At 68.0% G+C, this 23,369-nt stretch carries 25 protein-coding genes; 9 read left to right on the top strand and 16 right to left on the bottom strand.

From position 1 onward, the window contains the following. The first annotated feature begins 14 nt into the window (after window positions 1–14). Window positions 15–437, top strand: coding sequence for a hypothetical protein (locus tag HWX55_RS02720; RefSeq protein WP_175973763.1), 423 nt, complete (start codon window positions 15–17; stop codon window positions 435–437). A gap of 99 nt (window positions 438–536) precedes the next feature. Here HWX55_RS02720 and HWX55_RS02715 read toward each other — a convergent pair whose 3' ends face one another. Next, window positions 537–1,247, bottom strand: a complete 711-nt coding sequence (locus HWX55_RS02715) for a YceH family protein (protein ID WP_050013493.1) — start codon at window positions 1,245–1,247, stop codon at window positions 537–539. Between the two features lie 408 nt (window positions 1,248–1,655). Here HWX55_RS02715 and HWX55_RS02710 point away from each other — a divergent pair, with 408 nt between their 5' ends. Continuing rightward, entirely contained in the window at window positions 1,656–2,417 is a 762-nt protein-coding gene (locus HWX55_RS02710; RefSeq protein WP_175973761.1) for an SDR family oxidoreductase, read from the top strand. Between the two features lie 17 nt (window positions 2,418–2,434). Here HWX55_RS02710 and HWX55_RS02705 read toward each other — a convergent pair whose 3' ends face one another. The 3 genes from HWX55_RS02705 to HWX55_RS02695 are packed head-to-tail and all read right to left on the bottom strand — an operon-like array spanning window position 2,435 to window position 4,877. Beyond that, a complete protein-coding gene (locus tag HWX55_RS02705; protein ID WP_175974144.1) occupies window positions 2,435–3,139 on the bottom strand; it encodes an MOSC domain-containing protein in 705 nt (234 codons plus the stop codon). A gap of 8 nt (window positions 3,140–3,147) precedes the next feature. After that, window positions 3,148–4,044 carry a dihydrodipicolinate synthase family protein gene (locus tag HWX55_RS02700; RefSeq protein WP_175973758.1) on the bottom strand — a complete coding sequence of 299 codons (897 nt, stop codon included), beginning with the start codon at window positions 4,042–4,044 and terminating at the stop codon, window positions 3,148–3,150. 50 nt (window positions 4,045–4,094) lie between these two features. Next, window positions 4,095–4,877, bottom strand: a complete 783-nt coding sequence (locus HWX55_RS02695) for an aldolase (RefSeq protein WP_175973756.1) — start codon at window positions 4,875–4,877, stop codon at window positions 4,095–4,097. A gap of 134 nt (window positions 4,878–5,011) precedes the next feature. Here HWX55_RS02695 and HWX55_RS02690 point away from each other — a divergent pair, with 134 nt between their 5' ends. Both HWX55_RS02690 and hutC read left to right on the top strand, forming a co-directional pair. Then, window positions 5,012–5,554 (top strand): XRE family transcriptional regulator, encoded by a 543-nt coding sequence (locus tag HWX55_RS02690; protein ID WP_059688092.1) that lies wholly within the window; start codon window positions 5,012–5,014, stop codon window positions 5,552–5,554. Window positions 5,555–5,585: 31 nt separating this feature from the next. Then, a complete protein-coding gene (gene hutC, locus HWX55_RS02685; RefSeq protein WP_124556554.1) occupies window positions 5,586–6,323 on the top strand; it encodes a histidine utilization repressor in 738 nt (245 codons plus the stop codon). Between the two features lie 82 nt (window positions 6,324–6,405). On the opposite strand, the gene HWX55_RS02680 is transcribed toward hutC, so the two are convergent. The 5 genes from HWX55_RS02680 to HWX55_RS36290 all read right to left on the bottom strand — a co-directional run bounded on the left by HWX55_RS02680 (window position 6,406) and on the right by HWX55_RS36290 (window position 9,312). Next, the gene (locus HWX55_RS02680; RefSeq protein WP_175973754.1) at window positions 6,406–7,254 is read right to left on the bottom strand and encodes a phytanoyl-CoA dioxygenase family protein; all 849 of its coding nucleotides are present in this window, start codon (window positions 7,252–7,254) and stop codon (window positions 6,406–6,408) included. Window positions 7,255–7,285: 31 nt separating this feature from the next. After that, the gene (locus HWX55_RS02675) at window positions 7,286–8,089 is read right to left on the bottom strand and encodes an ABC transporter substrate-binding protein (RefSeq protein ID WP_175973753.1); all 804 of its coding nucleotides are present in this window, start codon (window positions 8,087–8,089) and stop codon (window positions 7,286–7,288) included. 425 nt (window positions 8,090–8,514) lie between these two features. After that, entirely contained in the window at window positions 8,515–8,913 is a 399-nt protein-coding gene (locus tag HWX55_RS02670) for a type II toxin-antitoxin system VapC family toxin (RefSeq protein WP_175973751.1), read from the bottom strand. Then, the gene (locus HWX55_RS02665; protein WP_175973749.1) at window positions 8,910–9,155 is read right to left on the bottom strand and encodes an AbrB/MazE/SpoVT family DNA-binding domain-containing protein; all 246 of its coding nucleotides are present in this window, start codon (window positions 9,153–9,155) and stop codon (window positions 8,910–8,912) included. The genes HWX55_RS02670 and HWX55_RS02665 overlap by 4 nt, the downstream gene beginning before the upstream one ends. A 25-nt stretch (window positions 9,156–9,180) precedes the next feature. Next, on the bottom strand, window positions 9,181–9,312 hold the full coding sequence (locus HWX55_RS36290) for a hypothetical protein (RefSeq protein WP_279612662.1): 132 nt from the start codon (window positions 9,310–9,312) through the stop codon (window positions 9,181–9,183). Between the two features lie 186 nt (window positions 9,313–9,498). Between HWX55_RS36290 and HWX55_RS02655 the strand changes: the two genes are divergently transcribed. Further along, window positions 9,499–10,362: a LysR family transcriptional regulator gene (locus tag HWX55_RS02655; protein ID WP_006480257.1), complete on the top strand. Its 864-nt coding sequence runs from the start codon at window positions 9,499–9,501 to the stop codon at window positions 10,360–10,362. A gap of 55 nt (window positions 10,363–10,417) precedes the next feature. Here HWX55_RS02655 and HWX55_RS02650 read toward each other — a convergent pair whose 3' ends face one another. From HWX55_RS02650 to HWX55_RS02640, 3 genes are read right to left on the bottom strand one after another with little or no spacing between them, the layout of a single operon-like run. After that, complete coding sequence (locus HWX55_RS02650) at window positions 10,418–10,894, bottom strand: nuclear transport factor 2 family protein (RefSeq protein ID WP_175973747.1); 477 nt, start codon at window positions 10,892–10,894, stop codon at window positions 10,418–10,420. Window positions 10,895–10,948: 54 nt separating this feature from the next. Continuing rightward, window positions 10,949–12,133, bottom strand: coding sequence for an amidohydrolase family protein (locus HWX55_RS02645; protein ID WP_175973745.1), 1,185 nt, complete (start codon window positions 12,131–12,133; stop codon window positions 10,949–10,951). A 49-nt stretch (window positions 12,134–12,182) separates the two neighbouring features. Beyond that, the gene (locus tag HWX55_RS02640; RefSeq protein WP_175973743.1) at window positions 12,183–13,382 is read right to left on the bottom strand and encodes an amidohydrolase family protein; all 1,200 of its coding nucleotides are present in this window, start codon (window positions 13,380–13,382) and stop codon (window positions 12,183–12,185) included. Window positions 13,383–13,841: 459 nt separating this feature from the next. On the opposite strand from HWX55_RS02640, the gene HWX55_RS02635 reads away from it, so the two are divergent. From HWX55_RS02635 to HWX55_RS02625, 3 genes are all read left to right on the top strand, one after another. Then, the gene (locus HWX55_RS02635) at window positions 13,842–14,492 is read left to right on the top strand and encodes a glycine zipper 2TM domain-containing protein (RefSeq protein ID WP_175973742.1); all 651 of its coding nucleotides are present in this window, start codon (window positions 13,842–13,844) and stop codon (window positions 14,490–14,492) included. A 267-nt stretch (window positions 14,493–14,759) separates the two neighbouring features. Beyond that, a complete protein-coding gene (locus tag HWX55_RS02630; protein ID WP_175973740.1) occupies window positions 14,760–15,269 on the top strand; it encodes a GNAT family N-acetyltransferase in 510 nt (169 codons plus the stop codon). A 501-nt stretch (window positions 15,270–15,770) separates the two neighbouring features. After that, window positions 15,771–17,132, top strand: coding sequence for an aspartate aminotransferase family protein (locus tag HWX55_RS02625; protein ID WP_175973738.1), 1,362 nt, complete (start codon window positions 15,771–15,773; stop codon window positions 17,130–17,132). Between the two features lie 122 nt (window positions 17,133–17,254). Here HWX55_RS02625 and HWX55_RS02620 read toward each other — a convergent pair whose 3' ends face one another. Further along, window positions 17,255–18,439, bottom strand: coding sequence for a M20 aminoacylase family protein (locus tag HWX55_RS02620; protein WP_175974143.1), 1,185 nt, complete (start codon window positions 18,437–18,439; stop codon window positions 17,255–17,257). A gap of 41 nt (window positions 18,440–18,480) precedes the next feature. Next, complete coding sequence (locus HWX55_RS02615; protein WP_175973736.1) at window positions 18,481–19,713, bottom strand: diaminopropionate ammonia-lyase; 1,233 nt, start codon at window positions 19,711–19,713, stop codon at window positions 18,481–18,483. 176 nt (window positions 19,714–19,889) lie between these two features. Here HWX55_RS02615 and HWX55_RS02610 point away from each other — a divergent pair, with 176 nt between their 5' ends. Next, window positions 19,890–20,366 carry an Lrp/AsnC family transcriptional regulator gene (locus HWX55_RS02610; RefSeq protein WP_059581607.1) on the top strand — a complete coding sequence of 159 codons (477 nt, stop codon included), beginning with the start codon at window positions 19,890–19,892 and terminating at the stop codon, window positions 20,364–20,366. Window positions 20,367–20,435: 69 nt separating this feature from the next. Here HWX55_RS02610 and HWX55_RS02605 read toward each other — a convergent pair whose 3' ends face one another. After that, on the bottom strand, window positions 20,436–22,160 hold the full coding sequence (locus HWX55_RS02605; protein ID WP_175973734.1) for a tannase/feruloyl esterase family alpha/beta hydrolase: 1,725 nt from the start codon (window positions 22,158–22,160) through the stop codon (window positions 20,436–20,438). Window positions 22,161–22,193: 33 nt separating this feature from the next. Next, window positions 22,194–23,342: a porin gene (locus tag HWX55_RS02600; protein WP_050013420.1), complete on the bottom strand. Its 1,149-nt coding sequence runs from the start codon at window positions 23,340–23,342 to the stop codon at window positions 22,194–22,196. Window positions 23,343–23,369: the final 27 nt, after the last annotated feature.

The raw sequence follows: 23,369 nt of genomic DNA, 5'->3' as shown, positions 1-23,369 counted from the left end.
ACGGACAGACGAACATGAAAAAAACATTCGCGGCGTTGTTGCTGTGCATCGCATTGCCTGCGTCGGCGGAAGTCAGTACCGAAGTGCTGTGTTTTCAGACGAGCGGAGACAAACCCGTGCGCTTCGAATTGCGCACGTACTACGACGACGTGGCCAAGTGGCGAGGCGGTGTCGTCCGGTATGCGAAGTCGAAGACGGCGATCCCGCTGCTGTTCAAGCACGAGGATCACGAAGAACTGGCGGAGGGCCGGCCGTACCAGTTCACGACCACGTGGTGGGAAATGGTCGACGGCAAGATCAACGGCGAGTACGAAATGACGAGCCAGGGCGCGATCGTCTATTCGATGACGTACCGCAACGCACGCACCGGCAAGCAAACGGATTTCGCGTGGGCGCAGGACGTCGATGCGTCCGCGAAGGCGGGGTGCCGCTGGTAATGCGGCTTCGGGCAGGGTGGCGGAGCGCGTTCGTCACCCGGCGGGCGCGTAAGCGCGTGTGCGCCGGTGTCACTCCGTTTCAGGTGCCTTGGGCGTCTGTCAGCCCGCGTCGCCCGGCGCGTCGACGTCGATACCGAGTTCGCTCGCCATCCGCTGAACCAGCGCATTGAGTCGCGCCACTTCGTCCGCGAGGCGCTTCTGCTCGGCCTTCAGTGCCTCGAATTCGGAAGGCGGCACCGAATCCGCGCCACCGCCGGCATCCGCGCTCGCGAAGTCGGCCATGTTCACTTCGCCGCACATCAGGTGCATCCAGCGGTTCTCGCGCGCACCCGGTGCACGCGGCAGCCGGACGACGAGCGGCTGCGTGCGCGCCGCGAGTTCGTCGAGGAACGCCTCGACCGACGAGATATCCGCGAAGCCGTGCAGGCGCGCGCTGTTCAGGCGCAGCTCGGCGGCCGTCTGCGGGCCGCGCAGCAACAGGATCGTCAACAGCGCGATCGCCTGGCTCGGGATGCCGAGCACGCGGTTCATGTTGTGCTCGAAACGCGGCACGCGGCTGCTGCTGCCTTCCATCACGAGGCTCAGGTGCTTCAGCCCGTCGAGCGCGGTCGTGACTTCGTCCTCGCTGACGTTCATCACCGGCGCGCGCGCGGTTTTCTGGTTGCAGCCCGCGGTCAGCGCGTTCAGCGACAGCGGGTAGGTATCCGGCACCGTGTGCTGTTTCTCGACGAGCACGCCGAGAATGCGGGCCTCGAGGGGCGTGAGTTCGCGAAGGGCGCGGGGCGTGGGCGTATCCGGCGTGGTGTTCATGAGTAGCGTCGCGGCGTGCAGCAGGTGAAGGGAAACGATCGCGGCCCGCGCGGCATCGCGCACGGGCGAGCCATATGATAGCTTGCGACGCACGCCCCGGCGCCCGTCATCGCACCAGCGCGCGCACGTGCTGCGGCATGCTTTCGTCCGACGTAGCGGCGCGGCCGATCGCGCGCGGTGCAATGCGACGATGCGTGGGCCGCAGCGCCGCAGATTCGGCCTTCGCGCACGCCCCCGCGTTTGCGCGATGCCCATGCCGGCGCTACGATAGGCGTTCACCCCGATATCAACCGCGCCGCGCGCGACCGTCGTCGCTCGTCGATACCACGCATCACCCGTCCCGAATTCACTGCCGCCGTGCGTGCGCGCCGCTCGCCACTACCGTTCACCCCTCACCGGTTCACCACCATGACTGCATCTTCTCCCGCACCCGTGCGCGCCATCGTCACCGGACACACCCGCGGCGTCGGCGCGGCGCTCGCCGAACAACTGCTGCAGGAAGGCATCGCCGTGCTCGGCGTGTCGCGCAGCCGCCATCCGTCGCTCGCGTCGCAGGCCGGCGAGCGCTTCGCCGAAGTCGAACTCGACCTGTCGGATTCCACGGCCGTCGCGACCTGGCTGGCCGGCGATACGCTGCGCCGCTTCGTGGACGGCGCGTCGCTCGTGCTGCTGTTCAACAACGCGGGCATCGTCGATCCGATCGGCCCGCTCGCCGTGCAGGACCCGACGATCGTCGCCCGCGCGGTCGGCCTGAACGTCGCCGCGCCGCTGATGCTGTCGGCCGCGCTCGTGCAAGCCGCGTCGGCCGCGACCGAATGCCGGATCGCGCACCTGTCGAGCGGCGCGGCGCGCAACGCGTATGCGGGCTGGAGCATCTACTGCGCGACCAAGGCCGCGCTCGATCACCATGCGCGCGCCGTCGCGCTCGACGCGAACGGCGCACTGCGGATCTGCAGCGTCGCGCCGGGCGTCGTCGATACGGGCATGCAGGCCACGATCCGCGCGACCGACGAAAAGAATTTCCCGATGCGCGAGAAATTCGACGAGTTGAAGGCGAGCGGCGCGCTCGCCACGCCCGAGGCCACCGCCCGACAGCTGATCGGCTATGTGCTGAGCGACGCATTCGGTAACGAGCCGACGGCCGACGTGCGCAACCTGCCGACGAAGTAAGCATCGGACGCGGCCCGTCATCCTTCGAGCCGCTTCGTCCAGTCCTCGACCTGCCGCTCCGTGCGGCGCTTCTCGAGCATCTTGCGCCAGCCGGGCGGCAGCAGCGGCACGTCGCACAGCGCGTCGAGCGCGGCCATGTCGAGCGTGCGTCGATACAGCACGTCGAGCACCGCCGACAACGGCCATTGCGGGTAGCGGCGCGCATGCAGCGCCAGCACGTCGCCCGCCGCCACCCAGCCTTCCTGCAGCACGCGGTAGTACCAGCCGGTCCGGCCGCTTTGCTGCACGAGCGCCGCCATGCGCGGATGATCGAAACGCGCGTTGAGCTTCGAGCACGGCTGCCGCGACTGCGACACCTGGAGCACCGCGCCGCCCAGCGTGAACACGTCGCCGAGACACACGTCGCGCTCGGTGATGCCGCGCGTCGACAGGTTCTCGCCGAACGCGCCCGGCCGCGCGAGCACGTCGCGCGCGCCGATCTGCCCGGACCACCACGCATAGTGATCGTGCGCATAGTGATGAACGGCCTTGTCGGGGCCGCCGTGATGCCGCGCATCGGCCTGCTCGTCGCCGGCAAAGCCGAGCGCGCCCAGCCACAGGCGCGCATCGACCGGCTGCTTGTCGATCGCGCTTGCGTGTGGCGTGCCGGCGAGCGGCCGGCTCGTGCCGATCCGCACCGCGTCGATGGCGGCGGCGATCGCCGGCCGTGCGCCGTCGCTCATGCCGTCGCTCATGCCGTCACACCGTCCGGCAGCGCCGCGAGCAGGCGCTCGAGTTCGCGCGTGCGTGCGTCGCCGAGCGGCAGCAGCGGCCGCCTCGGTTCGCCGGCGTCGAAACCGCGCAGCCTCAGCCCGGCCTTCACCGTCACCGGCAACCCGCCGTTGACGATGAACTGCAGCAACGGCAACTGCGCGTGAAAAACCGATCTGGCGCGCGCGAGATCGCCCGTGCGCATCGCGTCGAACAACGCGAGCGGCAACGCGGCATTCAGGTTCGGCGCGGCCGTGCACCATCCGGACGCGCCCGCGGCCAGCGCGGCGAGCGCCATCGGATTGCTGCCGTTGTAGAACGGAATCGTCCCGTCGCTCAACTGCGCGAGCCGGTGCATCCGGCCGATGTCGCCGGTGCTTTCCTTGACCATCGTCACGTTGTCGACGGCCCGGCAGATCGTCGCGATCAGGTCGGGCGACATGTCGACGCCGCTCGTCGCCGGGTTGTTGTACAGCATGATCGGGATGCCGATCGCGTCGCCGATCGCGCGATAGTGCGCGACGATCTCGTCGTTGCCGAGCTTCCAGTACGACACCGGCAGCACCATCACCGCATCGGCGCCGGCCTGTTCGGCGAAGCGGGCGCGGCGCACCGCGCCCGCCGTGGTGAGATCGGAAATTCCGACGACGGTCGGCACGCGCCGGCGCACCGCGCGAATCGATGCGGTGGCGACGGCCTCCCATTCGGCATCGGACAGGTATGCGCTTTCGCCGGTACTGCCCAGCGGCGCGATCGCGTGAACGCCGTCGGCGATCAGGCGTTCGATCAGCGCATCGAGCGCGTTCAGGTCGACGTCGCCGGCGGCGGAGAACGGCGTGACCGGGTAGGCAATGATGCCTTTCAGCAGGATGGACACGATTGGTATTCCTCAATGATTGTGTGAAGAGATCGAAACGGCGCACGCGCTCAAGCGACGCAATCCCGATGCGTACGCAACGCACGGCGTGCGTAGTAGTCGAACGTCACCGCATCGCGCTTCGGCTTCGAGATCCAGTCGTGCGCTTCGCGCGCCAGCGCCGGCGGCACCGGTTTGATCTCGCCGGCCGACATCGCGAGCAGTTGCAGCTTCGCCGCGCGTTCGATCAGCAGCGCGAGGATGCACGCCTCCTCGATCGTCTTGCCGACCACCAGCTGGCCGTGATGCGACAGCAGGATCGCGCGCTTGCTGCCCAGCGCCTTCGAGATGATCTCGCCCTCCTCGTTGCCGACCGGCACGCCCGGCCAGTCCTTCAGGAACGCGCAATCGTCGTACAGCGGGCAGGTGTCCATGTGCGACACGACCAGCGGCTGTTCGAGCATCGACAGCGCCGCGACATGCGCCGGATGCGTGTGGATGATGCAGTTCACGTCCGGGCGCTCGCGATAGATCCACGTATGGAACCGATTGGCCGGGTTCGGAATGCCTTCGCCATCGACGACGTCGAGATCCTCGTTGACGCGCAGCAGGTTCGCGGCCGAAATTTCGTCGAAACCGAGCCCGAGCCGCTGCGTGTAGTACGTGCCGGCCGCATCCGCGCGGCAGGTGATCTGCCCGGCCAGGCCCGAGTCGTGGCCGGCGTCGAACAAGATCCGGCACGTCAGCGCGAGCTTTTGTCGCGCGGACCAGCCGCTGTCGCCCACTTCGTTTTCAAGCCGCCGCTCCGCCAGCGCGACCAGCGCTTCCTTCGTCAAGTTCAGCGTTTCCGCCATGTTCGCCTCCTGAATGAACCGGGTCTGCCGCGCCGTCCGCGGCCGTTTTTCCCGGCGTACGTGACACACGATACACCGAATGACACTTTGTGTCATGCGTTACAATCGGTTTTTCGAAGGACACCTGGCGCCCCATGACGATTCGCCTGAAGCTGCTCAGAAAACAGAAGGGCTGGACACTCGACGTGCTGGCCGACGAGACCGGCCTCACCAAGAGCTATCTGTCGAAGGTCGAGCGCGGCCTGAGCGTGCCGTCGATCGCGGTCGCGCTGAAGCTGTCGAAGGCGCTGAACGTCGACGTCGAGCAACTGTTCTCGGAAAGCCGCAACCGCGAGCTGATCACGGTCACGCGCGCCGGCGAGCGCACCGCGATGGGCGCGGCAGCCGATAGTCACGCGCACCGCTTCGAGAGCATCGCGGCGGGCGTCGCGCCGAAGAAGATGCTGCCGTTCGTCGTGCATCCGCCGCACGAATTCGTCGCGTCGACGTTCCGCGAACACGAAGGCGAGGAATTCCTGTTCGTGCACAAGGGGCGCGTCGAAATCGAATTTCCGAACGAGACGGTGCAACTCAGGACCGGCGATTCAGTCTATTTCAACGCACTCATCCCGCACCGCACGCGCAGCCTCGGCGCCGCGCAGGCGGAGATCCTGGTCATCGTCAGCCACGACGACTAGCCTCGTCACTTCTTCGCGCAAGGATCTTCCGATGGTCACCAAGGCCACCGCACCGTTCCAGCAGATCAAGACGCTCGTTCGCCAGCACGTCGAGTCCGGCGACTGGCGCCCCGGCGACCGCATCCCGTCCGAGCTCGATCTCGCCGCGCAGTTCGGCGTCGCGCGCATGACGGTCAACCGCGCGCTGCGCGAGCTGACCGAGGAAGGCGTGCTCAAGCGCATCGCGGGCGTCGGCACCTTCGTCGCCGAGGTGAAGCCGCAGTCGAACCTGCTGATGATCGCGCATATCCGCGACGAGATCCGCGCGCGCGGCCACGAGTACCGCTGCCGCGTGCTCAGCCAGTCGCGCGAGCCCGCGTCGTTCGACGTCGCGGCCGCGTTCGGCCTGCCGGTCAACACGCCGGTCTTTCACGTAGTGTGCGTGCACGAGGAGAACGGCCGCCCGATCCAGCTCGAGGATCGCTACGTGAACCCGGCCGCCGCACCCGGCTTCATCGATCAGGATTTCCAGACCGAGCCGCCGTCCGAGTACCTGTACAACAACGTATCGCACCACGAACTGGAAATCGAGCACGTCGTCGACGCGTCGCTGCCGACCGGCGAACAGGCGCGGCTGCTCGACATGCGCGCCGACGAGCCGTGCCTGACGCTCACGCGCCGCACGTGGACGGACGGGCTGCCCGTCACGTTCGTGCATTTCCTGCATCCGGGCAACCGCTACCGGCTCGGCTCGCGCTTCAAACCGGGCGCGGGGCGCCACCCGACCTGATCCTTCGTCGCACGCGCCCAACGCACGACGGCCGTTTCGTCCCTGAAGCCGCCGCCGGGTTCGTTACCTCGACGCGCGAGAGTCAGATCGCGCCGACCTGCCCCGCATCGCGCGACCACACGACCGGAAACAGCGGGTGATCGAGCGGCGCACCGTCCGGCAGTTGTTCCGCGAGCCCGGGGAAATGGGGCGACGTTTTCCAGCGGCGCGGCGCGTGACGGATGTCGTCGCCGACGAAGCGGATCGAAAACGCACGCCGGCGGTTCTGCGTGCCGCCCGACGCATGCAGCGTGAGCATCCGGAAGCACACCATGTCACCCGGTTCGAGCGCCCAGTGGCGGATCGGGAAGGCCGCACGGTCGGCTTCGATGTCGGGCAGGTCGGCGAGGCTGCCTTCCGGAAACCACTTCGCCTCCTTGTCCATGAACGTACGCGGCATCAGCCACGGCCCGCGATGCGAACCCGCGACGAATTCCAGCGTCGATTCGAGCGGCACCGGATCGACCGGAATCCACATGCTGACGTTGTCGTCGCCTTCGATGTCGTAGTACGGCTGGTCCTGGTGCCACGGCGTGCGCTGCCGCGTGCCGGGCTCCTTCACGAGCAGGTGGTCGTGATGCAGCCGCACGGTGTCCGTGCCCATCAGCGCGGCGGCGACCGACGGCGCCGGCGAGCGCACGATGAAGTCGCGATACGCGTCGTTGTGCTGCCAGTTGCAGAAATCCTCGAAGAACCAGCCCGGATCGTCGGGCCGGCTCGCGACCTTCGCGCGTTCGCTCGGCTGCGCGAGGTTCGCGTCGATGCCGGCCTGCAGCGCGGCCACTTCGTCCGGCGAAAAGATGCCCTTGATGCAGACCGCGCCTTCGTCGCGGAACGCGGCGATCAGTTCGGGCGTCACGGCTTGCGCGACGCGATCCTGGATACTCGTCATGGTGTGCCTGTCGATGGGATGAGTCACGGGGTCACGGCGCCGAAGTCAGTTGCTGCTTTGCGCCATAGATGTCGAAGTCGAAGTATTTCGCGGCGATCTTCTGGTACGTGCCGTTCGCACGGATCGCGACGATCGCGTCGTTCAGCCGCTTCTTCATGTCGCCGTCGCCCTTGCGTATGCCCATCGCCACGCCGTGGCCGGTGATCCGCGCGTCGGTCACGTCCGGGCCCGCGAACGCGTAACCCTTGCCGCGCGGCGTCTTCAGGAACGAGTAGCCGGCCTGCGTCTTGTCCTGGAACGTCGCATCGAGACGGCCGTTCACCAGATCCTGATACACCTGGTCCTGATTCTGGTACGACACGATCGTCACGCCCTTGGTCGCCCATTCGGCCTTCGCGTACGCCTCCTGCGTCGTGCCCTGGTCGATCCCGACGCGCTTGCCGGCGAGCGACGCGGCATTCGGCAGCAGCTTCGAGCCGACCGGCGCGACGAGCGCGCCCGGCGACGCATACAGCTTGTTCGAGAAGTCGATCTGCTTGAGCCGCTCGTCGGTGGCCGTCATCGCGGACATGATCACGTCGAACTTGCGCGCGCGCAGCGCGGGGATCATCCCGTCGAAGCTTTGCTCGACCCACAGGCACTTCGCATGCAGTTGCTCGCAGATCGCATTGCGCAGGTCGATGTCGAAGCCGGCCAGCGAGCCGTCGGGCTGCTTCGCCTCGAACGGCGGATACGTGGGGTCGATGCCCCAGCGGATCGTCGACGCGTCCTGCGCGAACGATACGAGCGGTGCGAACGCCAGCGCGGTGACGAGGAGCTTTGCGGTGCGGTTCATGGCGGGTCCTTGAAAGTCTCGACGCGGGCGGGCGATGCCGGCGTCCGGTGGGGCGACGCGACGGGATGCCGGCGCGGGGCGCGAAAGACGGGACTTCGATGAAACTGCGATGCAGTCTAGACCGCTCGATTTTTGAGCGCAAGCGGGGGAGAACCGGGGGCGAAGCGAACCGAGGGCAAGCAGGGATCGGCGTGGTAAGACAGAGCTCGATCTACAGCGCTAATGCGGGAGTTTCGGGTGTTTACCCTGTTTAACGCGCGCTCGCCATCGAGGGCGTCCTTTTTGGATATCCATGGCGCAGCGATATCAATACGAATGGCCGACGCGAGGGTGTGTCCAGGGGGAATTGACGTTGCGCCCTATACCACCCGGCGAGTCGCTCGGCACGGTCGCCGCGTGTTGCGCCTTTTCGGCGGGGGCGACGACTACTTGATCAACTGCATTCCAGCGACCTTCGAGGCCGTTACGTCGAATGTAGCCGTATATTCGCACTCGGCTGCAAACCCCGAGCGCTCGATCAGGCAATCCGAGAAGTCCGCCTTCGGGGACGCCGCGAAAACACGAAGCGCCTTTCGCACCGTATCGGCGCCTTCAACCACGAGTTCCTTCGTGCCGATCATCGAGTCGATGATGTCCTTCATCTGCTCACGCTCGACGCCGTAGCAGCGCGCGAGCACCCACACGACCTCGACCAGGGCGACCTGTGAAACATACCCCGGCCGCTCGGCCGATAGGGACTCCATCAGCGCCGTCGCCTTCTTCGATTGCACGACATCATCCTGAGCGAAGTAGCGGACCAGCACGTTCGTATCCAGTCCGATCATCGGTCGGATGCCCCCTGCTCGGCGATGGCCCGATTCATGTCCTCGATCGACACCGGTTTCGCGGGCTTCTTCACGATGCCTTTGAGCGACGCAAGCGAGCGCGTGGCCGGAATGACTTCATACCGGCCCGTTGCCTCGTTGAAGCTGAATTCGATCCGGTCGCCCGACTGCAAACCAAGCTGATTGCGCACGTCTACGGGAATCGTAACCTGACCCTTTGAAGTGATCGTTGCTGCCGTCATGATGGCACCTCCTTGGCTCCTTACTTTACGGTAAGGCAAATGACAAAGCAAGGGCCGTGCTGCCGTCTATCCGGGCGCCGCCGTCGGCGGCGGCCACCGCCGACGCGAGCATGGTCAATTCAAACGAGCCGATGATCGCGATCCGGTTGAAGGGCATCCGGTTTCCTCATGGCGTGCCCGCGCTCGCCGACGCGCGGCCGATACGATGCGTCGGACGCGTCAAAAGCGCCGCGAAACGCCGCGCCGGGTCCGGCGAAACCGCGATTGCCCGCGATGCCTTGCCATGTTAAAAGTCGTCGCACGCATTTGAAAATGCAATGCCAGAATCCCTAGAAGTGCATAAATGAATAGACCCCTGTTCGACATCGACCTGCTGCGTGCGCTGGTGATGGTCGCCGACTGCGGCAGTTTCACGACGGCATCCGCGCGCCTGCATTCGACCCAGTCGACGGTCAGCCAGAAGGTGCGCCGGCTCGAGGAAATCGCCGGCCACCGCCTGCTCGACCGCGGTGCGCGCGACGTGCGGCCGACCGATGCGGGCGTGACGGTGCTCAGCTATGCGCGGCGCATGCTCGCGCTGAACGACGAGATGCTGGAGGCCTTGTCGGGCGCGACGGTCGCGCTGACGATCCGGCTCGGCGTGCCCGACGATTTCGCGGCGGGCCGCACGACGCATGCGCTCGCGGCGTTCAAGCGCGAGCATCCGCAGGTGAAGCTCGAAGTGACGTGCGGGCTGAGCCGCGACATCAGCGCCGCGTACGATCGCGGCGAACTCGACCTCGTGCTGATCAAGCAGCGGCGCGACAGCCGCGAGGCCGTCGTGCGCTGGCCGGAGAAGCTGCGCTGGATCGACAGCGCGAAGCATCCGTCGATCGATCTCGACCCGGTGCCGATCGTCGTGTTCCCGCCGCGCGGGCTCTATCGCGACGACATGATCAAGGCGATCGAGGAGCGCGGCCGCCGCTGGCGGATCAGCTTCACGACGTCGAGCCTGAGCGGCATCCAGGCGGCGGTCGCGGACGGGCTCGGCATCAGCGTACTGCCCGCGCGCGTGGTGACGGACGAGCATGTGGTGCTGACCGCGAAGCAGGGCTTCGCGCCGATCGAACACATGGACATCGCGATCCTGCACCGGCCGACCGCCGACCCGATGGTCAGCGCGCTGACGAAGGCCCTCGCGGCGATGCTGGAACTCGAAGGGCGGTAGGCGAAGCGGATTTCAAACGGGAGCGGCGCGCAGGGGGCGTCGCGCGTCACACGCGTCAGAACATCGTGTTGCCGTTCGCCGCCTGCTCGGGCACCGGCTGGTTGACGTCCCAGTGTTCGACGATCTTGCCGTGCTCGAGCCGGAAGATATCCATGATCGCGCTGCCGCGCGTGCCCGGTTCGCGCACCGCGTGCACATGCAGGATCACGTAGTCGCCGTCGACGAACGCGCGCTTGAACTCGCTGTGCGACTGCGGATACTTGTCGCGCAGGAACGCGACGAACTTGCGGAAACCGTCACGCCCGTCGGCCGCGTTCGGGTTGTGCTGCACGTAGCGATCGCCGACATACGCGAGCGCGGCGTCCGCATCCTTCTCGTTCAAGCCTTTCTCGTAGAACGCGAGCACCGTGCGCCGGTTCGCTTCCTGCTGCGCGTCGGCCGGGCCGGCCGCCACCGCATGCGCGGCGCTCACGGCGAACAGGGCCGCCGCCATCCATCGCGTTGCGGCCCGTGCCGCGGTCGTGCGTCGCATCGTCGTCTCCCGACATCCGGTTGAAAACCGGATCATACCGGGGCGACGCGGCGCTCAGACCAGCGCGCCGTTGCGCGCGACGATCTTCCCGGACGATACGACGAGACGCCGCACCGGCCGCGCGACGACGGCCTCCGCGAACGTCAGCGCATCGACGAGCACGACGTCCGCAAGGCTGCCCGGCTGCAGCCCGTAATCGGCGAAACCGCAGCCGCGCGCCGCGCCGTGCGTCACGCAGTCGAGCGCGACTTCGAGCGCATCGTCTCGGCGGAAATCGTTGCGCATGCCGATCAGCATCGCGCGTTCGAGCATGTCGGGCGAACCGTACGGCGTCCACGTGTCGCGCACGCCGTCGTTGCCGCCGATCACGGTCACGCCCGCCGCGCGGCACGCGGCCACCGGCGGCACCGGCACCGCGGCCGGCGCGGTCGTGACGATTCCCACGCCGAGCTCGGCCATCCGCGCGAGCAGCGCATCGCGCTCGCGTTCGGCGAGATCGCCGAGACAAAAGCCATGGCTGATCGTGACCTTCCGCTGCATGCCGTGCGCCGCGGTGCGCTGCAGGATCAGGTCGAGCGAGTACGCGCCCATCGACCCGCGCTCGTGCAGATGGATATCGAGCCCGCGGCCATGGCGCTCGGCAATCGCGAACAGCACGTCCACCGCCTCGACCGGATCGCCTTCGATCGCGCACGGATCGAGCCCGCCGAGCAGGTCGGCGCCGGCGTCGAGCGCGTCGGATAGCAGCCCATCGGTGCCCGGCCGCTTGAGCACGCCCGATTGCGGAAACGCGACGATCTGGATCTCGACCTGCCCGCGCAGCGTCTCGCGCGTCGCGAGCACGCCGTGCAGATGGCGCAACCCGGCTTCGGTATCGACGTCGACGTGCGTGCGGATGCGCGTCGTGCCGGCCGCGAGGAACGCGCGCGCCAGCCCGAGCGACGCGGTGCCCGCGTCATGGCCGCTCGTCGCGCGATAGCGGCGTTCGTTCTCGATACGGTCGACGAGACGCGGCCCGACCGCGTTGCGATACCACGGCATCCCCCAATGGGTCTTGTCGAGGTGCGTGTGGCCTTCGACGAGGCCGGGCAGCGCCAACGCGAGCGCGCCGTCCTCGATCGCGCAGCCGGCGGGCGCGTCGAGCGACGGGCCGACGCGCGCGATGCGATCGCCTTCGATCAGGATATCGAGCGCGGCGTCGGCGTTCGTGCGGACATTGCGGATCAGCAGGTTCGTCATGTCGGTTCCGGTCGGGTCGGTCGGTGCAAGGTGCCGCGGATCGGGTGGATCAGCGCGTGAAGCGCAGCGACGGCGCGAGCGGTGCGCCCGGATCGCTTTCGCCGCGGCGGAATACCCGGCGTTCGGCCGGCACGCCCGCGACGGCCGCCGCCGCGTTCGGCGCACGCACCGCGACGAAGCTCGCGTCGCAGCCGACCGCGATTCCGTAGTTCTCCTTGCCGATCACGCGCGCGCCGGCGTGCGTCGCCATGTCGAGTGCGATGCCGAGCGCGTCGTCGGTGTAGAAGCCGGACCGGTAGCCGACCATCATCGCGCGCTGCAACATGTCGCCGTTGCCGTACGGCCACCACGCGTCGCGGATGTTGTCGTTGCCGGCGAACACGTGCACGCCCGCGTCGCGCAGCCGTTGCACCGGCGGGAACGCGCAGTCGCCCGGCGCATTCGTCAGGATCGATACGCCGGCGTCGGCCAGCGTCGCAGCGGTGCGCTGCACGTCGTCGTCGCTCACCTGGCCGAGCGCGTACGCATGGCTCACGTTCACGCGTCCGCCGAGCCCGGCCGCGCGCGTGCGCGCCGCGATCCGCAGCAATTGCGCGATGCCCGTTTCGCACGGCTCGTGCAGGTGGATGTCGATTTTCGCGCCGCGCTTCTCGGCGATGCCGAACACGATGTCGAGCTGGCCGTCCGCGTCGCCGTCGAGCGTTGTCGGGTCGATTCCGCCGACCACGTCCGCGCCTTCGCGCACCGCCGCATCGAGGATCTCGGCGGTGCCCGGGCACGTGATCACGCCGGCCTGCGGAAACGCGACCAGTTCGATGTCGACGATCCCGCGCCACTGTTCGCGCGCGGCCATCACGGCCTGCAGGTTCGACAGCCCCGTCGTCGCATCGACGTCGACGTGGCTGCGCATCGCAATCGTGCCGAACGCGGCGGCCTGCGCGATCAGCGCGTTCGCGCGCTCGACGATCGGCGGCGCGGCCGCGAGCTGGCGCTTCTCGACCGCGAGCCGCTCGCGCAGCGAGCCGACCGGCTCATGCGGCACCCAGCGATCGCCGACGAAGCTCTTGTCGAGATGGATGTGGCCGTCGACGAAACCGGGCAGCACGACGCGGCCGTCGAGGTCGATCGTCTGCGCGCCGGGCGCGGCGGTGCAATCGGCGCCGATCGCGGCGAAGCGGCCGTCGCGGACGACGAGATTGACGGGTTGGCCGCTGGCGTCGCGGGCGTTGATGAAGAATCGTTCGGTCATGGCTTCGATTGGGGCGGTCGCGGCGCGACACCGGCGCGGACAGGGGAGGAACCGCGGCCGGCGCGGCGCGACCGTTGGCAGGGAATCCGGCCACGATATCGGACGCCGCTGCGCGAGGCCAATTAAAAGTCGCGATGCCGCGCATTCGATTTCGCGATGTGTGGCGCGCAAGGCCGGCGGACCGAGCGCGAAGACGGGTGTCGTTGGCCGTGGAAGTGGCTGGATGTCGGCGGCCGCGCGGGGGTGCAGCGCCCGCACGCGTGCGCCGGGAAACCGCGTCGCGCCGTTGCCGGCCGCCCCTTCGACGCCCCGCCCCACCGGCGATTTACGCGGCAACAGACTTTACACGTTGTTACCCGGCCGCACCGGACGCGCATCCGGCCATTCCTTATACTCACGCCGAGTTCGCCACCCTGACGGGAATCCAGCGGCGGACACGTTGCCGATGCAGGAAACATCATGATGCGCATGCCTTCCACGAAGACCGTTCTGTTCGCCTCGCTCGTCGCCGTGGCGGCGCTTCCGCTCACCGCTTGCGTCGCGCCGGGCTACTACGGCGCGCAGCCGGGCTATCCGCAGCAGCAGCAATACGCGACGCCCGGCTATGCGCAGCCCTCGTATTCGCAGCCGGGCTACGTGCAGCAGCAACCGGCGTATCCGAACCAGGCGCCGCAACCGTACGATCAATACGGCAATCCGTCGCAATACGGCTCGCAGCCGTATGACCAGTACGGCAACCCGCAACAGCAATACGCGACCCCGTACGGCACGCAGTACGGCACCGTGTCGAACATCCAGCCGGTCAACGGCTCGGTCGCTCCGTCGGGCATCGCCGGCACCGTCGTCGGTGCGCTGGTCGGCGGGCTGGTGGGCAACCAGTTCGGCCGCGGTCACGGCCGCGATGCGGCGACCGTGATCGGCGCGCTCGGCGGCGCGGTGGCCGGCAACCAGATCGGCCAGCAGATGGGCGCCGCGCAAGGCCCAAGCAGCTACCGAATCGACGTGCAGGTCAGCGACGGCTCGATGCGCTCGTTCGACGTGCAGTCGCCGGGCAACCTGCGTCCGGGCGACCGCGTGCGGATCAACGGCAATCAACTGTCGCGCTATTGATTCCCGTGGCGTGCGCGTGAGTCGATCGCGCGCACGTCGCCTGTTCGACGTCGTGCGCCGGACCGGCGCGACCGCGCATACGCTTGACGCGCACCCTCCTTGATCGCGGTACGACGCGCCGCCATCAGTGTCTTCTCGTTCACGCCCGTGCGACGCACCGCGCATCGCCACGCGGCATCCGGATTCCTATTAGGATTAGGACGATGCATCCCCGCGACCGCCGCAGCGGCGCGCCGGCATGCATGCCCCTCAACCGGAATGCCGCCGATGACGATCACGATCCGCCTGCTTGACGCCGCCGACGCGGCGCAGTTCCAGACCGTCCGCCTGCGTGCGGTCGACACCGCCCCGACGTCTTTCCTGCCGACGCTCGACGAAGAGTCGCAGGTGCCGGTCGACGAATTCGCGAAACGCCTCACGCCGACGCAGGCACAGGCCGTGTTCGGCGCGTTCGACGGCGACACGCTCGTCGGCATCACTGGCGTGCGCCGCGATGCGCGCACGAAGATCGCGCACAAGGCGACGATCTGGGGCGTGTACGTCGACGCCGCGTATCGCGGGCAACGCGTCGCGCAGGCGCTGCTCGACAGCGCGACCGCGCATGCGGCGAACGCGTGGGGATGCAGCCAGCTGATGCTGTGCGTGAACGCGGTCAACCACGCCGCGGAGCGACTGTATGCATCGCAGGGATTCGTGCGGTTCGGCACGGAGCCGCGCTCGATGTGCGTCGATGGCCGCTTCTACGACGAGCACTACATGGTGAAGACGCTGGCGTAGCGTATTCGTGCTCGCGTGCACATCGCATCGTTCATCAGTTGGTCGTCGCAGCCGAGCGTGACGATGAAGGCGTGGCACGTTACCCGCTTCGATGCGGGTGATCGGAGAGAAAGATGAACGACGACGATGGGCGCCATGGGCGCGCCTTCCGGGGAAGGGTATCGATGCGCTGGGCGACAGATCGCACTTATACGTCGTCATACCATATCGCGCAGTCGGTGCAAGCTTCGCACGGATCATGCATCCGTCGCTTACTCAGCTTTTACGCACATAGCTTTCTGTATGTGTGCACACACTCACATTTCACCGCCTACGCTTAGAGATAAGTTGTCGTATGTTTATGCGCAAAAACTTCAATTAAATCGTCTCGGCCGACCTATCCGCCAAAGCGCTTTCCCTGCTCGCCAACCGCCGCCGCCTCGCCTCGGTAATTCCGCCTCTGTTCAGCTCCCTGCTGCCCGCGCTATCGTTTCCCCTCTCCCCACAGCCGAGGAGCTGCCTTTGCCTACCCGCCACGGAGTCGACCTCATCCGCGCCCGCGCGCTGTTCGATCGCGAGCGCCGCGCGTTCACCGAAGCCATGCCGGTCTCCCGCGCACTCTCCGCGGAAGCGTCCGAGCACTTGCTGTTCGGCGTGCCGTTGCACTGGATGCAGGACTGGTCGACGCCGTTCTCGCTATACGTGAAGGAAGCACGCGGCGCGACGTTCACCGACGTCGACGGTCATCGCTACGTCGACTTCTGCCTCGGCGATACGGGCGCGATGTTCGGCCATGCGCCCGAACCGGTCGCCCGCGCGCTCGTCGAGCAGGCCACGCGCGGCTATACGACGATGCTGCCGAGCGAGGACGCCGCCTGGGTGTCGCGCGAACTCGCGCGCCGCTTCCAGCTGCCGGTCTGGCAATTCGCGCTGAGCGCGAGCGACGCGAACCGCTTCGTGCTGCGCTGGGCGCGCGCGGCCACCGGCCGCAACACGATCGTCGTGTTCAACGGCTGCTATCACGGCACCGTCGACGACGTGTTCGTCGATCTCGTCGACGGCCGCCCGGTGCAGCGCGACAGTCTGCTCGGGCAGTCGTACGACCTGCTCGCGAACACGCGCGTCGTCGAATTCAACGATCTGGACGCGCTCGAAGCGGCGCTGAAGGACGGCGACGTCGCGTGCGTGCTCGCCGAGCCCGCGATGACGAACATCGGGATGGTGCTGCCCGACCCCGGCTTCTGGGAGGCCGCGCGCGAACTGACGCGCCGCCACGGCACGTTGCTGGTGATCGACGAGACGCACACGATCAGCAGCGGGCCCGGCGGCTACGCGGTCGCGCACGGCCTCGAACCGGACATGCTGGTGGTCGGCAAGCCGATCGCGGGCGGCGTGCCGTGCGCGGTGTACGGCTTCAGCGCCGAATTCGCGGAACGCGCGAAAGCGGCGAAGCTGAACGCGCCGCCCGGCCATTCGGGGATCGGCACGACGCTCACCGCGAACATGCTCGCGATGCATGCGATGCGCGCGACGCTCGCCGAAGTCGCGACCGACGCCGCGTATGCGCACATGTTCGCACTCGCCGCACGGCTCGCGACCGGGCTCGACCAGGCGATCGCAAAACACCGGCTGCCGTGGTGCGTGACCCGCATCGGCGCGCGCACCGAGTTTCAGTTCGCGCCCGTGCCGCCGCGCAACGGCACGCTGGCCGGCGCGCAACTCGACAGCGAACTCGAGCACATCGTGCACCTGTACCTGCTGAATCGCGGCGTGCTGATCACGCCGTTCCACAACATGATGCTCGTGTGCCCGCAAACGACGGCCGACGATGTCGATACGCTCGTCGCACAGTTCGATGCGTGCTTGGGTGAACTGGCCGGTTGATCGAATGCGACGACGGACGATCCTCGACGCGCCGGCAAACCGGTGCGCTCGAGCATCGACGCGTCGTCGATGACGAAGTGCACCGCACGCGCGGCGAACCGAATACGCAGTGCCCCGCGCCGCTACGCCGCCTTCAACGCGCGCCGCGCCACTTCCGCGAAATAGCGCGCACCGGTCGGCAAGATCTCGTCGTTGAAATCGTACGTCGCGTTGTGCAGCGGCACGCCGCCCTGCCCGGCCACTTCGCCGTTGCCGATGAACACGAAATTGCCCGGCACCGCCTGCAGGAACGCGCCGAAATCCTCCGAGATCATCATCGGCTGCACGTCGGCGTTCACCGCATCGGCGCCCGCGACGTGCGCGGCGGCCTGCACGGCCGTGTCGACCCATTCCGGCGAATTCACCGTCGGCGCGAACTCGTGCGTGTACTCGAACGTGCAGGCCGCACCGTGCGCACGGCAGACCCCTTCGCTGATCTCGCGCATCCGCGCCTCCAGCAGCGCCTGCACGTCGCGCGAATAGCTGCGCGTGTCGCCCTTGATCGTCACTGTCGACGGCAGCACGTTGCGCAGCCCGTCGGTGATGAATTCCGTGCACGAGATCACCGCCTGCTGGCCCGGGTCGAGATTGCGCGACACGATCGTCTGCAGCGCGAGCACGACCTGCGCGCCGATCACGATCGGATCGATGCCCATGTGCGGCCGCGCCGCATGCGTGCCGCGCCCGTCGATCCGGATCACGAAATTGTCTTCGCTCGCCATGATGCCGCCCGCACGCGTCGCGAACGTGCCCGCGCGCATGCCCGGCATGTTGTGCGCACCGAAGATCGCGTCGACCGGAAAGCGCTCGAGCAGCCCGTCGGCCATCATCGCCTTCGCGCCGCGGCCGTGCTCTTCCGCCGGCTGGAAAATGAAGCGCACCGTGCCGTCGAAATCCTTGCGCTCGGCCAGCAGCTGCGCGGCGCCGAGCACCATCGACATGTGGCCGTCGTGCCCGCACGCATGCATCTTGCCGGGCGTGCGCGACACGTGTTCGCGGCCCGGCGCGTGCTCGACGATGTTCAGCGCGTCCATGTCCGCGCGAATGCCGATCGCGCGCTGGCCGGTGCCAGCCGTCAAGTTCGCGACGAGCCCCGTGCCGCCGATGCCGCGATGCACGTCGAGCCCGAGCGTCGTCAGAATCCGCGCGACGTAGTCCGACGTGTTCACCTCTTCGAAACCGGTTTCCGGGTGCTGGTGCAGATACCTGCGCCAGGTCTTCAGTCGGCCCTGCAGCGTGCTTTCTGCCGTTGCGTCGATTGCGTCCATTGCGTTCGCCTCGTCGGTGGTCATGTCGATGGTCATGTCGTTCAGGCCGCCACCGCCGCGCGGCTCAGCCAGTCGCGCTGGCGCGCGAGCACCGCGTCGGCCGTCTCGCCGACGCAGTTCCGGTACACGGACGGCGCGGTCGCCCCTTCCGTGTTGATCGCCAGCACGCGCGCGTTCGCGTCGAGCCCGACCTGCCGCGCGCGCGCCGGGTCGCGCATCAACACGGCCAGCCCCGCCACACCGGCCGCGCCCGATTCGCCGGCGACGAGCGGCACGTCGCGTTCGCTGCCGGCCGCGAGGCCGCACATCGCCTGCACCGCGTCGTCGTCGTCGATCAGCATGAAGTAGTCGATGCACATCTCGAGGAAATCCCACGCGAGCGGCGACGCCTCGCCGCACGCGAGCCCGGCCATCACCGAATCGACGCTGCCGCTCGCCTTCGTCGCGCGGCCGGCCAGCGCGCTCTGGTACAGGCAGTCGGCCTGGCGCGGCTCGACGACGACAAAGCGCGGCCGCTGCACGCCGTCACGCTCCCACAGGTAACTCGCGACGCCCGCGGCGAGGCCGCCCACGCCGCCTTGCAGGAACACGTGCGTGAACGGCCGCCCGTCTTCCTCCGCGGCCTGCGCGGCCGCTTCGGCGGCGATCACGCCGTAGCCCTGCATCACGTCGCGCGGAATCGCTTCGTAGCCGTCGTACGACGTATCCGACACGACGTACCAGCCGTTCGCCTGCGCGAGCTGCGCCGCGCAGACGACCGATTCGTCATAGTTCCCCGCGATGCGCACGATCCGCGCGCCGTACGCGGAGATCGCGCGTTCGCGCTCGGCGTCGACGTGCGCGTGCAGCACGATCACGCAGCCGCAGCCGATCGCGCGCGCGGCGGCGGCCAGCGCGCGGCCATGATTGCCGTCGGTCGCGCTGATCACCGTCAGGTCGGCCAGTTCCGACGCGTAGCGGCCAGTGACGAGCCCTTGCGGATCGAGTGCCTGCGTGCGGCGCAGCCGCTTCACGAGCCGCACCAGCGCGATCGGCGCACCGAGCGCCTTGAAGCTGCCGAGCGGCGAACGGCACGACTCGTCCTTCACGCTGACGCTCGCGACGCCGAGCCGCGCGGCGAGATCGGGCAGCGCGCGCAGCGGCGTGCGTGCATTGCCGACGAGCGGCCAGTGCGCGAGCCATGCGCCGCTTTCGTCGGCCGACGCGATGTTCATCACGCGGCGCAGCGCGTTCGGGTAGGCGGTGCGCGACGCGCGCGGGTTGGCGATCAGCATGGCGAAAGGCTCCGGAGCGGGACCTCGGGCGGTCCGTCGGGTGAGTCGGGTCGGGCAGGCGCGGGTTGCGCGCCGTCGGTTGGAAAAATAATATTGCGCAGGCGGGTGAACGAAATCGCCAAATCGACCGCTTCGATGCAAAAATTTCTCATTCTTTCGAGGTTGCACGCGCCATCATGACGACTCCACTCGATGCGTTCGATCGCAAGCTGCTGATGGAAGTCCAGCGCGACGCGCAGACGCCGCAGGCCGAGCTCGGCGCGCGCGTCAACCTGTCGACCGCCGCCGTGAACCGGCGGCTGCGGCGTCTCGCGGAAGCGGGCGTGATCGAGCGTTATACGGCCGTCGTCGCGCCGGACAAGGTCGATCATCCGCTGACGATCGTCGTGAACGTCGAGGTCGAGAGCGAGCAGATCGACCAGCTCGACGCGATGAAACGCGCGTTCGAGCGCTGCCCGCAGATTCAGCAGTGCTACTACGTGACGGGAGAATGGGATTTCGTGCTGATCCTCGCGGTGCGCAACATGGATCAGTACAACGCGCTCACGCGCGAGCTGTTCTTCGCGAACAACAACGTGAAGCGGTTCAAGACGCTGGTCAGCATGAGCCGCGTGAAGGTCGGGCTCGACGTGCCGGTCGATGCCGGCGAGTGAATGTGAATGCGGCGATGAAACAGCCGGCGCGAGACAACGTGCGCCGGCCGTTTCCCATCGACGGTTACCTCAACGACAACTGAAGCTCGCCGCCGAGTTCAAGTCGCCCGAACCGTTGTAGCGCGCAACCTGCGGATACGGACACAGCGGCCGCGTACGCCCCGCACCCCATGACGTCGGCACGTCCGCGTTCGGCACCGCGTTCGTCGTGTCGCGCGCGGCAGCCACGACCGCCGCGGGCGCCTGCCCCTGTTCGACCCACGCGACGAGCGGCGTCAGCATGTCGAACTGGTCGGCGGCCGGCCCGCCCGAGCAGTGGTTCATCCCCGGCACCGGATAGAAGCGTGCGAAGCTCGACGCGTCACCGCCGTTCGCCTGCGCGACCTGCGCGTACCAGTCGCGCGTGTCGTTGAACGAGAACACCGGGTCGCCCGTGCCGTGATAGACGAGCAGCTTCGCGCCGCGCGACTTCAGCGCGGCGAGGTTCGTCTCGTCGGGCGGCGTCATGAACGACCATGACGATTGCGTATAAGTGCCGTTCGTCGCGAAGATTGCCGGCGCATCGTTGTCCATGTCGAAGCCGAGCGCGAAGCCGGCGAGGTTCGCGAGAACCGCGGCGGTTTTCGGCGGCGTCATGAACGTGAACGCCATCGCGGCCGGGTCGAGCATGATCGAGTTCGACTGCTTCCATGCAGCCCAGCCAGGGCCCGACAGGCCCGGATCGTACGGAAAGCTCGCGTACAGCGCCGTGCCCGCGCTGTTGCGCGCCCCGGCGAACACGTTCTCCAGCGCGGTTTTCTGCGCAGGCGTCAGGCACGACCCGGTGCGCGTGCCGTTCGCGCAGGTGGGAACATCGGCATCGACGCTGAAGTGCGCCTGGCACGCGGCGACGTCCTGCACCATCCCGTCGGCCGCGCCGTCGAGCGCGTCGCATTTTTCGAGAATCTTCGCGCCGACGAACTGGCGTTCCGCATCGTTGAAACCGCTGCGGATATCCGGCAACCCGTTCGTTCCCGTGGCCGATGCGATCTTCGCGAACTGCTGCGCGCCGTACATCTCGCCGATCGCCGCCTTCGGCAGATGGAAGCCCGGATCGCCCGCGATGATGCCGTCGTAGTCGGCCGGATTGCGCACCGCCGTGACCATCGCGTGACGGCCGCCGTTCGAGCAGCCGCCGAAATAGCTGCGATCGGGCGCCTTGCCGTACGCGAGCCGGATCACCTGCTTCGCCATCGGCGTCAGCGCGTCGACGGCGCCGTAGCCGTAGTCGGTCCGCGCCTGCGGATCGAGGCCGAACAGCGGATTCTGCGCGGCGCTGTGCCCGGAATCCGAGCTGATCACCGCGAAACCCTGGTTCAGCGCGTTGGTCAGCGGCCCGCCGCCGCCGATCTCGCCGGTCGCGGTCACGACGTTGCCGTCGAGCCCGCCGTTCGCCTGGTAGAAGAAGCGGCCGTTCCATGCTTTCGGCAAGCGCATCTCGAAGCCGATCGCATAAGTCTTGCCGTCCACCGCGCTCACGCGCTCGTTCATTTTCCCGGCGATCACGCAGTGCTCGGCGACCGGCTTGCCGGCCACCGTCAGCGCGCCGACCGCCGCGGTCGTCGCCGACGTGAACGACGTGTTCGCATACGCGAGCTTCGCGGCGAGCGCGTCGCAGGTCTGCGCCATCGCGGCCGGCGTCGCGGCGCTCAGGTGCGTGGGCGGCGCGCCGATCGAATCGTCGCCGCCGCAACCGGCGAGCAGGGCGGCGGCGGACAGCGGCGCAATACAGAGGAATGCAGATTTCCTGTTCAAGATAACTCCCATTCGGTTCGTCACGCCGCTGAATCAGAACATGTGCCGCACGCCGACCATCGCGCCGAGCTGCCCCATCCCTGCGCCGGGCGTCGTGCCGGGCCCGCCGCCGCTGACCGAGTAGCGCGCGTGCGCGCTGTTCCACAGATACGACGATTGCGCATAGACGGCCGTGCGCTTGGTCAGCAGATAGGTCGCGCGCAGCGTGGCCATCGTCGCGCGCGTGTCGTGCGCGCTGTTGACGATCCGGTAGCCTTCGCCGTCGACGATGAAATCGGGCTTCACCGCATACGACGCGCCGACGAAGAACAGATCCGAATGCGCGCCGGGCGCGGCTGGCGAACCGGTCGACACGCGCCGCCCGATCCAGCCCGCGCCGATCTTCGCGCCGGCCGCCTGCGCATACGCGCTCACGTGCGTACGCGCATCCTTGCCGCCGCTGCTCGTGAACGGGACGGGCGCCACGCCGTCGAAGAAGTTGGCGGCCGCGCCGGTGCCGCCGCGCTGTTCTTCGTACGATGCCGCCGCACCGAAGTACGCGCTGTCGTACTTGAGCATCACCGACCAGTTGCGGCACTGCACCGCGTCGCCCGGCACCTGCCCCGCGCACGTGCCCTGCCCCGGCGAGTTGCCGGTGCCCGCGCCGTCGCGGCCGAACGAATACGCGGCGCCGAACGTCACGCCGCGATACGCGCCGACGTAGGTCACCGCGTTGTCGGCGCGGCCGTTCGGCACATACGCGTCGAACGAGCCGAGCCCGTAGATGTCGGGGCCGATGATGTCCGCGCCCTGCAGCGCGAGATAGGTCATCGTGTACTGACGGCCGAACGCGAGCGTACCGAAGCCGCTCTTCAGCCCGACGAAGGCCTGGCGCCCGAACAGCCGGCCACCCTGGCCGAGATCGCCGCCGCGCACGTTGAAGCCGCTTTCGAGCGTGAACACCGCCTGGTAGCCGCCGCCGAGATCCTCGGTGCCGCGCAGCCCCCAGCGCGACGGCAGCTCGCCCGTCACGCCCGGCATCCGCACGACGTGGTCGCCGGCCGCGTTCGCGTGCGACACGAACTCGACGCCCGTGTCGATGATCCCGTACAGCGTCACGCTCGACTGCGCGTGCGCGCCCGGCGCGGCAAGCGCGCAGCACGCGCCGGCGGCCAGCAGGCCGTTCCTTGTCTTCGTCTTCATTTCGTTGCGTCTCCAGACCGTGTTGAA

Source organism: Burkholderia sp. BCC1047, from assembly GCF_902833155.1.
Lineage (GTDB): Bacteria > Pseudomonadota > Gammaproteobacteria > Burkholderiales > Burkholderiaceae > Burkholderia > Burkholderia sola.
This window is presented reverse-complemented; position numbering and strand designations above follow the sequence as displayed.

Coding starts and splice junctions, on each gene's coding strand:
- HWX55_RS02720 (WP_175973763.1), top strand. CDS start 15: ATGAAAAAAACATTCGCGGCGTTGTTGCTGTGCATCGCATTGCCTGCG.
- HWX55_RS02715 (WP_050013493.1), bottom strand. CDS start 1,247: ATGAACACCACGCCGGATACGCCCACGCCCCGCGCCCTTCGCGAACTC.
- HWX55_RS02710 (WP_175973761.1), top strand. CDS start 1,656: ATGACTGCATCTTCTCCCGCACCCGTGCGCGCCATCGTCACCGGACAC.
- HWX55_RS02705 (WP_175974144.1), bottom strand. CDS start 3,139: ATGAGCGACGGCGCACGGCCGGCGATCGCCGCCGCCATCGACGCGGTG.
- HWX55_RS02695 (WP_175973756.1), bottom strand. CDS start 4,877: ATGGCGGAAACGCTGAACTTGACGAAGGAAGCGCTGGTCGCGCTGGCG.
- HWX55_RS02690 (WP_059688092.1), top strand. CDS start 5,012: ATGACGATTCGCCTGAAGCTGCTCAGAAAACAGAAGGGCTGGACACTC.
- hutC (WP_124556554.1), top strand. CDS start 5,586: ATGGTCACCAAGGCCACCGCACCGTTCCAGCAGATCAAGACGCTCGTT.
- HWX55_RS02680 (WP_175973754.1), bottom strand. CDS start 7,254: ATGACGAGTATCCAGGATCGCGTCGCGCAAGCCGTGACGCCCGAACTG.
- HWX55_RS02675 (WP_175973753.1), bottom strand. CDS start 8,089: ATGAACCGCACCGCAAAGCTCCTCGTCACCGCGCTGGCGTTCGCACCG.
- HWX55_RS02670 (WP_175973751.1), bottom strand. CDS start 8,913: ATGATCGGACTGGATACGAACGTGCTGGTCCGCTACTTCGCTCAGGAT.
- HWX55_RS02665 (WP_175973749.1), bottom strand. CDS start 9,155: ATGACGGCAGCAACGATCACTTCAAAGGGTCAGGTTACGATTCCCGTA.
- HWX55_RS36290 (WP_279612662.1), bottom strand. CDS start 9,312: ATGCCCTTCAACCGGATCGCGATCATCGGCTCGTTTGAATTGACCATG.
- HWX55_RS02655 (WP_006480257.1), top strand. CDS start 9,499: ATGAATAGACCCCTGTTCGACATCGACCTGCTGCGTGCGCTGGTGATG.
- HWX55_RS02650 (WP_175973747.1), bottom strand. CDS start 10,894: ATGCGACGCACGACCGCGGCACGGGCCGCAACGCGATGGATGGCGGCG.
- HWX55_RS02645 (WP_175973745.1), bottom strand. CDS start 12,133: ATGACGAACCTGCTGATCCGCAATGTCCGCACGAACGCCGACGCCGCG.
- HWX55_RS02640 (WP_175973743.1), bottom strand. CDS start 13,382: ATGACCGAACGATTCTTCATCAACGCCCGCGACGCCAGCGGCCAACCC.
- HWX55_RS02635 (WP_175973742.1), top strand. CDS start 13,842: ATGATGCGCATGCCTTCCACGAAGACCGTTCTGTTCGCCTCGCTCGTC.
- HWX55_RS02630 (WP_175973740.1), top strand. CDS start 14,760: ATGACGATCACGATCCGCCTGCTTGACGCCGCCGACGCGGCGCAGTTC.
- HWX55_RS02620 (WP_175974143.1), bottom strand. CDS start 18,439: ATGGACGCAATCGACGCAACGGCAGAAAGCACGCTGCAGGGCCGACTG.
- HWX55_RS02615 (WP_175973736.1), bottom strand. CDS start 19,713: ATGCTGATCGCCAACCCGCGCGCGTCGCGCACCGCCTACCCGAACGCG.
- HWX55_RS02610 (WP_059581607.1), top strand. CDS start 19,890: ATGACGACTCCACTCGATGCGTTCGATCGCAAGCTGCTGATGGAAGTC.
- HWX55_RS02600 (WP_050013420.1), bottom strand. CDS start 23,342: ATGAAGACGAAGACAAGGAACGGCCTGCTGGCCGCCGGCGCGTGCTGC.